Annotated in this window: 13 protein-coding genes; 5 read left to right on the forward strand and 8 right to left on the reverse strand. The window is 76.0% G+C overall.

The window, feature by feature from the left end; translation table 11 throughout:
- Nucleotides 1-10: 10 nt before the first annotated feature.
- Nucleotides 11-1096, forward strand: a complete 1086-nt coding sequence (locus tag OH807_RS04345) for an MGDG synthase family glycosyltransferase (protein WP_406194060.1) — start codon at nucleotides 11-13, stop codon at nucleotides 1094-1096.
- A 56-nt stretch (nucleotides 1097-1152) separates the two neighbouring features.
- On the opposite strand, the gene OH807_RS04350 is transcribed toward OH807_RS04345, so the two are convergent.
- The 8 genes from OH807_RS04350 to OH807_RS04385 form a co-directional block, all read right to left on the reverse strand.
- Entirely contained in the window at nucleotides 1153-1956 is an 804-nt protein-coding gene (locus OH807_RS04350) for a polysaccharide deacetylase family protein (protein ID WP_406194062.1), read from the reverse strand.
- A 14-nt stretch (nucleotides 1957-1970) separates the two neighbouring features.
- A complete protein-coding gene (locus OH807_RS04355; RefSeq protein WP_406194064.1) occupies nucleotides 1971-2765 on the reverse strand; it encodes an SDR family NAD(P)-dependent oxidoreductase in 795 nt (264 codons plus the stop codon).
- A gap of 362 nt (nucleotides 2766-3127) precedes the next feature.
- Nucleotides 3128-4015 carry a DMT family transporter gene (locus tag OH807_RS04360; protein WP_406194066.1) on the reverse strand — a complete coding sequence of 296 codons (888 nt, stop codon included), beginning with the start codon at nucleotides 4013-4015 and terminating at the stop codon, nucleotides 3128-3130.
- Nucleotides 4016-4385: 370 nt separating this feature from the next.
- Nucleotides 4386-6119, reverse strand: coding sequence for a condensation domain-containing protein (locus OH807_RS04365; protein WP_406194068.1), 1734 nt, complete (start codon nucleotides 6117-6119; stop codon nucleotides 4386-4388).
- 257 nt (nucleotides 6120-6376) lie between these two features.
- Complete coding sequence (locus OH807_RS04370; RefSeq protein WP_406194070.1) at nucleotides 6377-7120, reverse strand: 4'-phosphopantetheinyl transferase family protein; 744 nt, start codon at nucleotides 7118-7120, stop codon at nucleotides 6377-6379.
- Nucleotides 7117-7956: a hypothetical protein gene (locus OH807_RS04375; protein WP_406194072.1), complete on the reverse strand. Its 840-nt coding sequence runs from the start codon at nucleotides 7954-7956 to the stop codon at nucleotides 7117-7119. The genes OH807_RS04370 and OH807_RS04375 overlap by 4 nt, the downstream gene beginning before the upstream one ends.
- A gap of 4 nt (nucleotides 7957-7960) precedes the next feature.
- A complete protein-coding gene (locus tag OH807_RS04380) occupies nucleotides 7961-8251 on the reverse strand; it encodes an acyl carrier protein (RefSeq protein ID WP_406194074.1) in 291 nt (96 codons plus the stop codon).
- A gap of 359 nt (nucleotides 8252-8610) precedes the next feature.
- A complete protein-coding gene (locus OH807_RS04385; RefSeq protein WP_406194076.1) occupies nucleotides 8611-9543 on the reverse strand; it encodes a 3-oxoacyl-[acyl-carrier-protein] synthase III C-terminal domain-containing protein in 933 nt (310 codons plus the stop codon).
- 99 nt (nucleotides 9544-9642) lie between these two features.
- Here OH807_RS04385 and OH807_RS04390 point away from each other — a divergent pair, with 99 nt between their 5' ends.
- The 4 genes from OH807_RS04390 to OH807_RS04405 all read left to right on the forward strand — a co-directional run bounded on the left by OH807_RS04390 (nucleotide 9643) and on the right by OH807_RS04405 (nucleotide 12974).
- Nucleotides 9643-9942 carry a hypothetical protein gene (locus tag OH807_RS04390; protein WP_406194078.1) on the forward strand — a complete coding sequence of 100 codons (300 nt, stop codon included), beginning with the start codon at nucleotides 9643-9645 and terminating at the stop codon, nucleotides 9940-9942.
- Nucleotides 9939-11120: a glycosyltransferase gene (locus OH807_RS04395; RefSeq protein ID WP_406194080.1), complete on the forward strand. Its 1182-nt coding sequence runs from the start codon at nucleotides 9939-9941 to the stop codon at nucleotides 11118-11120. The genes OH807_RS04390 and OH807_RS04395 overlap by 4 nt, the downstream gene beginning before the upstream one ends.
- A 107-nt stretch (nucleotides 11121-11227) precedes the next feature.
- Entirely contained in the window at nucleotides 11228-12184 is a 957-nt protein-coding gene (locus OH807_RS04400; protein WP_406194082.1) for an ATP-binding cassette domain-containing protein, read from the forward strand.
- Between the two features lie 25 nt (nucleotides 12185-12209).
- Complete coding sequence (locus OH807_RS04405; RefSeq protein WP_406194084.1) at nucleotides 12210-12974, forward strand: ABC transporter permease; 765 nt, start codon at nucleotides 12210-12212, stop codon at nucleotides 12972-12974.
- The last annotated feature ends 71 nt before the right edge of the window (nucleotides 12975-13045 follow it).

The following is a 13045-nucleotide window of genomic DNA, read 5'->3' on the forward strand; positions in this document are numbered from 1 at the left end:
GGCGGGCCGGGTGCCGCACGCGCTCCTGGTCTCCGGTTCTCTCGGGCAGGGCCACGACGTGATGGCCCGGGCCTGCGCGGACTCGCTGCACGAACGCGGGTGGACCACCACCACGGTGGACGCGATGGCGCTGCTCGGGCAGCGGGCGGGTGCGGCCGGGGAGGCGGTGTTCCGGCGGCTGCTCGACCTGCCCGGGGTCTACGACGCCTTCCACTTCTCGGCCCTGCGGCCCGGCGCCCGGCTCGCGCTGCTCGCGGACGCGGCGGCGCGCTACCGGCTGGTGCCGGCCCTGCGCGGGCTGCTCGCGGAGCAGCGGCCGGAGCTGGTGGTGTCGGTGTTCGCCACCGCCACCTCGGCGGTGAACCGGCTGCGCGGGTACGGCGGGCCCGCCTTCCGCCACCTCGTGCTCTGCACCGACGTCACGCCGCACCGGCTCTGGGTGCAGGACGGCACCGACCTCTTCCTGGTCACCTCCGAGGTCGCGGCCTGCGCGGTGCGGCGCTACCGGCCGGACGCCAGGGTCGCGGTGCTCCCGGCGCCGCTGCGGGCGCCGTTCTACCGGCCGCCCGCCCGGGCCCGGGCCCGGGCCCGGGCGGGCGTGCCGCCGGACGCGCGGTGCGTGCTGCTGATGTCCGGCTCCTGGGGGCTCGGCCCGCTGGCCCGGACCGCGGCCGCACTGGCCGACGCCGGACCGCACGTGCTCGCCGTGGCCGGCAACAACCGGGAGCTCGACCGCCGGCTCCGGCACGCCGCCGGGCGCCGCCCGAACCTCCACCCGTTCGGCTGGACCGACCGGATCCCCGACCTGATGACTGCCGCCGACCTGGTGGTGACCAGCTCCGGCGACACCTGTAGCGAGGCCCGCGCGCTCGGCCGCCGGCTGCTCCTGCTGGACGTCGTCCAGGGCCACGGCCGGGACAACCTCCAGCACGAGCTGGAGCTCGGCCACGCCGACGTCACCTCGGCCCGGCCCGCCGAGGTGGTCCGCAACGCCCTCGCCGCCCTGGACCGGCCGGCCCCCGCCCCGTCCGCCGGTGCCACGCCGGACGGCTGGCGGACGGGGTTCGCGGCGGCCCTGCGGGACGTCGGGCTGTAGCGCGGTACCGGGCGGCCAGGGCGGCGGCCGGGCGGCGAGGGCGGCGGCCGGGCACGTCACCCGAGGAGGCCGTGGTCGCGCAGCGGGCCGAGGGTGAGGCCGCGGCGGCGGCAGTGGGCGGCGATCAGGGGAAGCGCACCGAGGGTGGCCCGCCAGGAGCCGGGGGCGGAGGTGCAGTCGGAATCGTGCAGGAGGAGGGTGGCGCCGGCGGTCAGGCCGGGGCGGGCGGTGGCGTGGACGGAGGCGGCGGTGGCGTCCTCGGTCCAGTCCCGCCCCCAGGCCGTCCAGAGCACGGTGCGCAGCCCTACGCGGTGGGCGGCCAGCGCCGGACCGGCCGTCAGGACTCCGTAGGGCGGGCGGTACCAGAGCGGCCGGGCGCCGCACAGCTCCGTCACCGCCTCCGTGGCACGGCGCAGTTCGCGCAGGTCCCGGGCGGGGGCCGGGTACCACTGGGAGCGGTGGTACCAACCGTGCACGGCGACTTCGTGACCGCGGGCCACCAGCTCACGGCCCAGGTCGGGGGCGCGCTCCAGCATCGTGCCGAGCAGGAAGAAGGTGGCGCGGGCGCCCAACTCGTCGAGGGCGTCGAGGACGTAGGGCGTGCTGCGCCGGTCGGGCCCGTCGTCGAAGGTCAGCGCGAGGTGCCCGGGTGCGGTGCCGTACCCGGCGGTGCGGCGGGCCAGCGTCCGGCGGACCGGCGGCAGGCGGACGGCGGCCGGTGCCAGGTGGAGGAGTTCGCCGCCCGCCGCGAAGAGCGCCGCCCGGCGGAGCGTGCGCGCCCGGTTCGTCGGGGCGCGGTCCGGAAAGCGGTCGATCGCTGGTCGGTCCGTCGGTGCGCGGCCCGCCGGTGCTCGGTCCATCGGTGCCTCTGCGGTCAGCCGAACCGGGCGGCCATCCGCCGGAACACCCCCGGCGCGGCGCCGTGGATCCGGGCGGGGAAGCCGAGCCAGCCCGGGACGAAGGGCCGGTCGGCGGCGGTGGTGATGGTCGCGACCACCCGCTCCGCCACCAGCTCGGGCGCCACCGGGCGGGGGCGTTCACGCTGGTACGGGGTGCCGCGGCGGGCGAAGAACGGCGTGTCCACCGGGCCCGGCAGGACGATCCGGACTCCGACGCCCGTCCCGCGCAGCTCGTACCAGAGGCTCTCGGCGAACATCGCCAGCCCGGCCTTGGTCGCCGCGTAGGCGGCCTCGTCGCGGACGCCGACCTGGCCGGCCACCGAGCCGACCAGCACGATCCGGCCGCGGCGCCGCTCCAGCATGCCGGGCAGCAGCAGCCGGGACAGCCGCAGCGGGGCGGCGAGGTTGACCTCGATCATCCGGTCCAGGACGTCGGAGGGCGTCTCGGCGAAGGGGCCGCGCCAGCCCAGGCCGGCGCTGGCGACCAGCGCGTCCACCCGGCCTTCGGCGGCCAGGGCGGCTTCGGCGAGCCGCTGCGGGCCGTCCGGCTTCGCGAGGTCCTCGGGCAGGGCGCGGCCGCCGGTCCGGGCGGCGACGGCGTCCAGCCGGGCGCGGTCGGTACCGGAGAGCAGCAGCCGCCAGCCGGCCGCGCCGAGCAGGCCTGCGGTGGCCGCGCCGATGCCGGAGGAGGCTCCCGTGATCAGGGCCACCGGCGGGTCGGCCGCTGGACGCCGGGGGCGGCGGGCGGGTCGGTGGGCGTCGTCCGTCATGGCTCCTGCCGCTCTGTGTGCTGCCGCTCTGTGTGCACGGTGCTCCCCGGTCGGCGAGCGGGCCGGCGAGCGGGCCGGTCGCCGGGGGCGTAGGCGGTTCCTGCGGTGGCCGGGGTCCGGCTCGTCGGGCCCGTCGCTCGTCGGGCCCGTCGGGTCGGCCCGCCGGGTGGTGGACCGCGTCGTCGTACGGATGCGGCCGGACCGGCGTTCTGGCCCGGCAAGCCACCTTCGCACGCCGGTGCCGCGCGGGCGACCGGACCGCCTGCGGACCCCGTCCCACCAGGGCGTTCGCCACTCCTGCGGGGCCGGCGCCCGGGGCCGGCGCCCGGGCCGGCGCCGCCGAGCCGGGGAGGCCCGTCCGGCTACCGGGGAGGCAGGGCGGCCGCGGTGTCCTCCGGGACGCCCGGCCGGGCGCCGGGGCCCACCTCGGCCTCCACCTCACCGAAGCGGGAGAGCACGAACGTCCCGCCCACGGCCACCGCGAAGCCGGTCAGCGCACACCAGCCGTAGCCGGGCCGCGCCGCGTCCCCCAGGGCGACGACGCCGATCAGTGCCGGGCCGAAGGTCTCGGCCACCGTCCCGGCCGCGGTCGCCGCCGTCACCGTGCCGCGCTGCAGCGCGAGCGCGTACGCGAGGTAGCCGCCCAGGCCGCCCACGGCGAGCGCGTACGCCGCCGGGTCGGTGAGGACCGCCGCCGGGCCGCTGACGTCCAGGACGCGCACGGCCAGGCTGGTCACGCCGAAGCCGACGCCCGCGAGCAGCCCGAGGCCGGCCGCCGCCGCGTTGCCGCTGCGGCGGGCCAGCACCACGGTGAGCAGGAGCATGACCGCCGTGGTGGCGAGCAGCGCCCAGTGAAAGGCCGGTGGCGCCCGGTCGCGGCCGTCGGCGCCGGAGGCGAGCGCGAGCAGGGTCAGGCCGAGCACCACGGCGACGATCCCGGCCAGATCGCTGCGCCGCAGTCGGGCCCCGAGCAGCCGGGCGGCGGCGAGTGCGGTGACGGCGAGGCTGGCGTTGGTGACGGCCTGGACGAGGAACAGCGGCAGGGTGCGCAGGGCGACGATGCTCAGGGCGAAGCCGGCGATGTCCAGGCCGGTGCCGAGCAGGAACTGCCAGGACCGGAGCAGCGCGGCCAGCAGTCCGGCCCGTACCCGGTCCGCCCGGGGCGCCGACCGGGCGCCGCGCGCCTGGAAGACCGACCCGAACCCGAAGCAGCCGGTCGCGATCAGCGCGGTGGTGAGTCCGAGCAGCATGGCTCTCCCAGCTCGGGAGCAGGATCCACCCCCAGTCTGGTCCCCCACCGCGGCCCGCGCACCGGCGGGCGGCACCGTGCCCGGGAATCCGGTGGCGCGCACGGCCCGGTGTTCGCCGTCCTCGCCGGACAGGTGATCGTGCGAACTTCGTCGTGGTCCGGGAGGGCCGCGCGTACGATCCGCACCCCTCCCGGTCCGGGGCCGTAGGCCTCGACCTCGTGCTGTCGGCCGGGCCCGCGCGGGCGCTCGCGACGATCCGGCGGCTGCCGGCGTCCGCACCTCGGCCCCCGCGCGGCGGCCGAGGTGCGGACGGCGGGCCGCGGAGTGGGCGGCCGGGTGAGCCGGCCCGCTCGGTGGGCGCGCCGCCCGGTCAGCGGAGCCGCGGGATGCGGGTGGCGACCTCCGGGTCACGGCCGGTGCCCTCCGCCGTCACCGGCAGGGTGTCCCAGGACGGCGGGCCTGCCGGTGCCGCGGCGGGGTCGGCCGCGTGGATGACGTACGCGTGCGGGGCCATCGCCGTGTCGCGGCCGGGGAGCGCCGCGACCACCGCCCGGTGGGCGGCGAGCGGCGTGAGCGCGCCGTCCCGGGTGGCGATCCGCGCGACCAGGCGGCCGTCCACCGGACGCACGTCGGACGCTGTGCCGGGGAGGGCCGCGGTGAGCAGCGCCCGGACGGCGTCGAGGTCGATCCAGCAGCCGTCGACCTGGTGCCAGGCACCGGTCCGGACGGGCGCCGGCAGGCCGGTCAGGGCCGGCAGGTCGGCGAGCGGGAGCGGTCCGCGGGCGACGGCCTTCAGGACGGCGGGCAGCGCGAGCGCGAACCGTTCGGTCTCCGCCCGGTCGAGCACCTGCGGGCAGGCGAGCAGCGCGAACTCCAGCGTGCCGGACGTCCGCAGGACGTTGAGCATGGTGCGGACGGGCAGCGGCTGGTCGGGCAGCCAGGTCAGTTCGGGGTCGGCGACCGGGGCCGGGCGGGCCTCGGAGATCGCCTCGGGGATGGCGAGGCTGAGGTCGTTGACCACCACCTGGCGGGCGAAGCGCCCGCCGCGCACGTGGGCCATGTCCTCGATCAGCTGCCAGACGTCGTCGGCGTTGAGGGTGCTGTGCCAGTAACCGGCGAGCGCGGCCGCCTTGGTGCGGCCGATCAGCTCGTCCAGGTCGGCGGTGTCGGTGTCCAGGGCGAGCAGCGCGTCCTGGGCGAGGGTGCCGATGTGCTCGGCCATCACGGCGCGCTGGCGGTTGGCGGAGAGTGCGGCCAGCACCAGGTCGGTCCGGCCGGCCCGTTGGGCGACCAGCGCGGCGTAGACCGCGAGCAGGACGATCGAGGGGCTGGCGCCGGTCCGTTGCGCGGCGGCGGCGAGGTCGGCGCCGCCCGTGCGGGAGCGCACGACGACGGCGGCCAGGCCGTCGGCCGGTCCGGTGATCCGGGAGTCGGCGAAGACCGCCTGCGGGCCGGTGGCGAGGATCTTCGCCCAGTGGCCGAGGGCGGCCGCGGCCTTGCGCCGGCCCTGATCGCTCCGCTCCCGCGCGGCGACCTCCAGCGGGGTCGGTGCGGTCACGGGCGGCAGGTCCTTGCCGGCGGCGAGGGCCACCCAGTCCTGGATCAGCAGCGTGGTCGCGACGCCGTCAGCACCGGCGTGGCAGACCACCACGACCAGCCGCAGCACCTGCTCGGCGTCCGTCAGGACGATGAAGCGCAGCCGCGGGCCGGCCGCCAGGTCGAACCGGACGGCCACCTCCCGGCGCCCCAAGTCCGCAGCAATGGCGTTCAGTTCGGCCGGAGGGAGGTCTCCGACGTCATGGACGGCGACGTCGAACCCGCCCTCGCCGTGCACCTCCTGGCGTTCCGGAGCGCCGTCCGGGCCGGGCCCGGGCGGGAAGACGGTGCGCAGCGATTCGTGCCGCTCGACGAGGGCGCGCAGCGCGTCGAGGGCGGCGGGCAGGGTCGTCCCGTCGGGGACGGGCCAGGCGGCCTCCTTGTTGATCTGCTCGGGGAGGTCGCGCCGGATGCAGCGGATCATGTTGTCCTGGCCGAGGGTGAGCGGCCCGGAGCCGCTGCTCGCCCCCTCGTACCGGACGGCGATCCGCCGGCTGGTCTCTGTCACGTCGTCCGTGCCCTTCGGCTTGCCGGGGGTGTGTACGCGGGGGTGTGTACGCGGGGGTGCGTACTCAGGGGTGCGTACTCAGGGGTGTGTCAGCAGGGATGTCAGGGGGTGCGCCGGGGGACGCCGGCGGGGTTTCCGCGGGGTGCGGATCGGGGCGCACCAGCGGGTCTACCACGTGGGACGGACCGGGAACCCGGGAGGGCGAACGGGCCCCACCCAAGCCTCCCGGCAGCCACCGCAGCATCGCTGATGGTCCGTCAGAACGATTGGAAGCCGGTGGGGACGAGGCGCTCCCCCGCCGTCCACCGGTGCACCCGGACGTCGAACGGGCGGTCGCCGACGGCGGCCACGGCGGCGCGGAACGGTCCGGGCACCGGGACGTCGGCGATCCGGCACGGGCCGCTGCCGAGCGCGCCCACGTCGGCCAGTACGAGCGGCGCCGGGCCGGCCAGCGGCAGGCCGAAGCCCTGGACCAGCCGCCCGCCGTACGCCTTGACGCACGCCTCGCGGCGGCACCAGAGCTCGGTGAACCGCTCGGCCAGCGCGCCGGGCGAGGGGGACTGCGCCAGCGCCGCGGCCTCGGCGGCCGGGAAGTAGCGGTCGGCGATCCGGGCGGCGACGCGCGGATCGCGGACCTCCTCGACGTCAGCACCGACGGACCGGCCGTCGGTCAGGGCGAGGACGGCCAGCGGGCCGGAGGCCGAGTAGTTGACGCCGAGCCCGCGGTCCGCGCCGGCCGGCTCGGGTTTGCCGTGCGGGCCGCGGCGCCAAACGAGTTCGCCCGGGTGCAGGCCCAGCCGCTCGGCCACCAGCAGCCGGACGGCGCCGTGCACGACGGTGTGGCGGCGGGCGAGCAGCCGCTCCGCGCCGGCGGCGCGGGCGCGTTCTGCGGGGTCGAGCAGCTCCGCCAACTCGCCGACCACGGCGTCGGGTTGGTCCGTCCGAATGATCCAGAGGTGGACCGTGTCGCGCCGGCCGGCGCGACCGGCCGGGGCGGTCACGGACCGGCCCCCAACGTGAGGGTGCTGAGGATGCCGAGCCGGCGGTCGAGGCCGGCGGCCAGCAGCGGCCGGCCGTCCGCCCGCCAGGCGGGGAGCTGCTCGGCCAGCGCCGACCAGAGGCCGGTGAAGGGCTGGCCGGGGGTTGCCGCCGTGGCACCGTCGAACTCCGGACCGGCCTCCGGGCCGAAGTCCAACCCAGCGCCGAGAAGCACGGAAGCCCCCGCGCCCAGCTCCTGCACCTCGGCCCGGACGGTCTTCGCCGCGAGCTCGGCGTCGGCCGTCGACTGCTGCCGGACGGCCAGACCGCCACCGCCGTCGACTTCCTCGCAGACCAGCACGACCGCACAGTGCCGCTCCGGCAACTCCACCGGAACGTGCGGGTGGTGGTGCAGCGTGGTCTGCTCGGCCAGCACCACCACCGCGCGGCGACAGGCGCCCGTGCGATGGTACTCGGCGGCGATCCGCAGGGCGCTGAAGGCGGCGGCCGTGCCCTGGTCGCAGAGGGCGAAGGAGAGCGGTTCGCCCGGGCAGGAACGGCTCAGCGCCAGCGAACTCGGCGCCGCCGGGCGGACGTCCGGGGTGTCGAACGCCAGGATCAGCAGGTCGACCGGCCGGCCGTCGGCGAGCGCCTCGCGCAACAGCCCCTCGGCCATCTCCTCGTAGGAGTGGCCGACGCCCTCGACCAGCAGGTCCTCCCGCAGCGGCAGCCCGTACGGGCGGGCCAGGTCCGAGACGAACACCCGCAGGTCGGGGTCGAGCGAGGTCTCGGACCGGCCGTCGAAGTAGCCGGTCACGGCCCGGGTGATGCCCAGGCCGGGGGCGGCAGCGGCGGCCATCCGGTCAGTCCTCGGCGATGAGGTGGCCGGCCACGTAGTCGGCCAGGCTGGTCACCGAGCGCAGGTCGTCCTCACCGATCTGCTCGACGTCGACCTGGATGTCGAGCGCCTCCTCGACTTCGAGGATCAGCTCGATGGTGCTCGCCGAGGTGAGCCCGAGGTCGTCGAAGAGGCAGGCGTCGGCGGGGATTTCGGGCAGGTCGCGCTTGAGGACGCGCGGCAGCAGCTCGCCGAGGCTCTGCAGGACCCGGTCGCGCAGCTCGGTGTCAGTGGTCTGGACCGCGGGGTCTGGCATGGATGTCCCGTCCCGTCGTGCATGAGAGGTGAGTGGATGCGATGTGCGGGCGGCGCCCGGCTCCCCGGCGAAGGGTGTGGTGACCCTCCTCGCCCGGGAGTGAGGCCGGAGTGAGGCCGGAGTGATGCCGCTGACGCCGGAGCGGCATTCCGGGCAGGAGCCGCAGCGGTACCGGGCTGCGCCGACGGGGTGCCGTCGCAGTGCCGGCACGGCCTGCCGCCACGGCGTCGGGCCGACTCGACGCAGCGCCGGCGCCGTCCGCCGCGGCCTCGCGGCGGAGCCGGCGCCCGGTCGGGGCCGTGCCACCACCGGGCCGGTCCGGAATACCGGCAAGGGGTGGCACGGGCACCGGCGGTGCGTCAGTGCTCGACGGCCATCGCCGAGAAGGTCGCTCCGACGCCGGCGGCGGCGATCAGGTAACGGTCGCCGCGGCGCAGCAACCCCCGCGTGGTGGCGGTGTGGAGATTGATGAGGCCGTCTGCAGCGAAACTGTGCCCGACCGAGAGCACGTTGTCCAGCACCACCTTGTCGACCGGGTATCCGATCCGGCGGCAAATCATGCGCCAGGATGCCTGGTTGACGTTGTGCGGAAGGATCAACGCGAGGTCCGAGAGGTCCAGACCAGCCTGGTCCAGGGCGGCCTCGATCGCCTCGATCATCACCGCCGGGTACTCCCGTTGGTAGCGGGCGAGCAGCTCCGGATCCTCGGCCAGGCGGCCGTCGAACTCCGGCCGGTGGCGGACGGCGTAGGAGAGCACGCGGTTGCGCTCCCCGGTCGCACGGACCAGGCAGGCGGCCGCGCCCTCGGCGAAGATCCCCGTCTCGGGCACCACCTGGGCGTCCTTGGTGAAGGTCTTCTCCCCGGCGAGCACCAGCGCGAGCGCCTCCGGGTCGTCGGTGCCGGCCAGCAGGCGGCCGGCCAGGTCGACGGCCAGCAGGCCCACCGCGCAGGCGTGGTGGGTGACGGTGAAGGCCGCGGCGTGCGCCAGCCCGTACCGGTCGAGCAGGTCGTGCAGCGGGTTGAGCGGGTAGGGCACCGCCACCGGCATGCTGCGCGCGTGGATCACGAAACGGACGTGCCGTTCGCGTCCGCGCAGCTCCGGCAGGGCCTCGACGGCGGCGCCGAGAAGGTCGGGCAGCTTCCCGTCCGGATCCAGTCGTAGCTGGTCCAGGCCGTGGAAGCGGCGGAAGAGTCGAAGTTGACGTGGGGTCAGGCCGATGCGCTCGCCCACCGCCTCGATGGGCACGGTGTGGTGGGGGAGGTGGACGGCCACTGCCTCCAGTGCGGTCACGCGGGCTAGTATTCCGACGCCCGGCGGGTCGCACAAGTGATCTCGGCCCGTTCGCGGACTCTCCCGCCCCCTGCCGTCGAGCTGGTGGAGCCACACCCCATGACCGATCGTGAATCTTTCCTCCCCCCTGCCCCGGTCCGCCCGGAGTTGGTCGAGCTGCTGGTCAGAGCCGCCGAGGCGCCGCCGGAATGGGCCGCGTCGATCACCCCGCAGGCCCGGCTGGACGCCGATCTCCTGCTCGACGAGTGCGAGCTCGCCGTGCTGGACACCCTGTTGACCGAGCGGTTCGGCGCCGCGGCCGGCCTGGCCGCGCTGCGCGCCGGGCTCGACCTCGACGCGCTGGAGGCGCTGACCGTCGCCGAGGTGCAGCGGCTGCTGCCCGTCGGGGCAGCCCGATGAGCCGCTTCCTGTTCGTCGTACCGCCGCTGACCGGGCACGTGAACCCGACCGTGGGGATCGCCCGGGAGCTGTCCGCCCGCGGGCACGAGGTTGCCTGGACGGGCACCGAAACGGTGCTCCGGCCGCTCCTCGGGCCCGACGCGCGCGTGCTGGGCACCGGCACCCGGGCGTTCCGGGCGCAGGGCGGGCACGGGCTGGCCGCGCTGCGTTCGCTCTGGGCGGGGTTCATCGTCCCGTACGCGCGGTTCACGGCGAAGCCGCTGGACGCGTTGGTGCGGGAGTTCCGGCCGGACGCACTGCTCGTCGACCAGCACACCCCCGCGGGCGCGCTGGTGGCGCACCGGCACGGGCTGCCGTGGGCGAGCTTCGCACCGGGAGCGATGGAGCTGGGGCGGCCGTTCCGGGCGTTGCCGCAGGTCGAGGCGTGGATGGAGGAGCTGCTCCGCGGCCTCTGGCGGCGGGCCGGGCTGCCCGAGGAGGAGTACACCGACCCGCGCTTCTCCCCCGCCCTGGTGCTGGCGCTGACCGGGCCGGCGCTGACCGGGCCGGCGGCGCTCCCGGCACAGACCGCCGCCGTCGGACCAGTGCTCGCCGACCGGCCCGCCGACCCCGGCTTCCCCTGGGAGCGGCTGGATCCGGGGCGGCGGAAGGTGCTGGTCACCATGGGCACGCTGGCCGGCGAGCTCGGCGCGGACTTCCACGCCAGGGCCGTCCGGGCGCTCGCCCTGTGCGGGGACGACGTGCAGCCGGTGATCGCGGCGCCGCGCGCACTGCTGCCCGAACTGCCCGGCCACGCGGTCGCGGTGGACCGGGCGCCGGTGCTGGAGCTGATGGCGCGCGGCGCGCTGGACGCGGTGCTCTGCCACGGCGGGATGAACACCGTCGGCGAGGCGCTCGCCCACGGTCTGCCGCTGGTGACGGCCCCGATCCGGCACGACCAGCCGTTCGTCGCGGCGCAGGTCGCGGCGGCCGGTGCGGGGCTGCGGGTGCCGTTCGCCCGGGTGTCGCCGGAGCGGCTGGCGGAGCGGCTGCGCACCATCCTGGACTCGCCCGGGCACCGGGCGGCCGCCGCGCGGGTGGGAGCGGCGCTGCTGGCCGGCGGCGGCGCCGCGACGGCGGCCGACCGGCTGGAGTCGCTGGTCGCGGGCGGGACGGGCCGTCAGAATCCATTGGTCTAGGCCATTGTTTCGGAAGCGCCGCAGACCCTAGGGTGGCGCGCAGTACCCCTTACGCCGCACCGCACTCGCGGGTGCCCCGGCAACCCATCCCCGCACGGGAGTTCTGGTTGATCGAGACCAAGGGACTTCGTAAGTCCTATCCGTCCAAAAAACGCGGCCAGAGCGCCGTCGACGCCGTCCGCGGCATCGACCTGGACGTGGCCGCAGGCGAGATCTTCGGCTTCCTCGGCCCCAACGGCGCCGGCAAGACGACGACGCTGCGCATGCTCGCCACCCTCATCCGGCCGGACGGCGGCGAGGCCCTGATCGCCGGCGCCGACCTGCTCACGGACCCCGCCGAGGTCCGCCGCCGCATCGGCTACGTCGCCCAGGGCGGCGGCACCACCGACACCGTCACCGCCCGCGAGGAGCTGGTGCTCCAGGCCCGGATGCACGGCACCGGCAAGGCCGCGGCGCTGCAGCGCGCCGAGGAGGCGCTCCGGGCCTTCGAGCTCACCGAGTTCGCCGACCGCCCCTGCAAGACGTACTCCGGCGGCCAGCGCCGCCGCGTGGACATCGCACTCGGGGTCATCCACTCCCCCCGGGTGCTCTTCCTCGACGAGCCCACCGTGGGCCTCGACCCCGCCAGCCGCGGCCACGTCTGGGCCGAGATCCGCCGGCTGCGCGACGAGGGCATGACCGTGGTCGTGACCACGCACTACCTGGAGGAGGCCGACGCGCTCTGCGACCGGGTGGCGATCGTCGACCACGGCGGCATGGTCGCCGAGGGCACCCCCGAGACGCTGAAGCGCGAGATCTCGGGCGACGTGGTGCTGGTCGGGCTGCCTGCCGGGGAAACCGAACAGGCCACCAAGGCCCTGCACGAAGAGGCCTACCTGCACCGGCTGGAGGTGCAGGGCGAGGACGGGCTGCGGCTCTACCTGGACGACGGCGCCGCCGCCATCCCGCAGCTGCTGCGCGTGCTCGACGCCGCGGGCGTGGTGCCCCGCACCGTGCAGCTTCAGCGCCCCAGCCTGGACGACGTGTTCCTGGCCCGCACCGGCCGCTCGATCGAGCAGTCCTGACCTCCGAACTCCCCGAGGGGCTCTCATGAAGCTCGCCCGTGACACCTGGCTGGTCTTCCAGCGCCAGGTGCTGCTGATGTGGCGGACACCGATCTGGATCGCCGTCGGAGTGATCCAGCCGCTCTTCTACCTGCTGCTGTTCGCGCCGCTGCTGAAGAAGGTGCTGGCGCCGATGGGCACCGTCACCTACGCCGAGGCCTACCAGGTCTACGTGCCGGGCCTGCTGGCGGTGCTCTGCATCTTCGGCGGCCTCTACACCGGCTTCAGCCTGCTCGGCGAGCTGAAGGCGGGCATCATCGAGCGCGCCCGGGTGACCCCGGTCAGCCGGCTCGCCCTGTTGCTCGGCCGGGCGCTGCGGGAGACGGTGGCGCTGCTGGTGCAGGCCGTGATCATCACCCTGATCGCGCTGCCGTTCGGCCTCCGGGTCGGCCCGGTGAACCTGCTGCTCGCCTACCTGCTGCTCGGCCTGCTGGCCCTGATGACCTCGGCCATCTCGTACGGCATCGCCCTGGTGCTGCCGGCCGACGAGGCGATGGCGCCGGTGGTGAACACCCTGGCGCAGCCGATCGCGCTGCTCTCCGGGGTGCTGCTGCCGCTCGCCCTGGCACCGATGTGGCTTCAGTCGATGGCCAAGTGGAACCCCTTCTACTGGGCCGTGGAGGGCATGCGCGCGCTGTTCTCCGGGCACGTCGGGGACAGCGTGGTCTGGCAGGGGATGCTGATCGTCGCGGTGATGACGGTGGCGGCGGTGTACTGGTCGGCGCGGCTGTTCTCCACCCGGGTGCGCTGACGCGGGGCGGTCCGAACGCCGGTCGGGGGGCAGGACGTAGGCAGGAGGGGCGGGGACCTTGATCCCCGCCC

It is taken from the genome of Kitasatospora sp. NBC_01560 (assembly GCF_045208415.1).
Lineage (GTDB): Bacteria > Actinomycetota > Actinomycetes > Streptomycetales > Streptomycetaceae > Kitasatospora.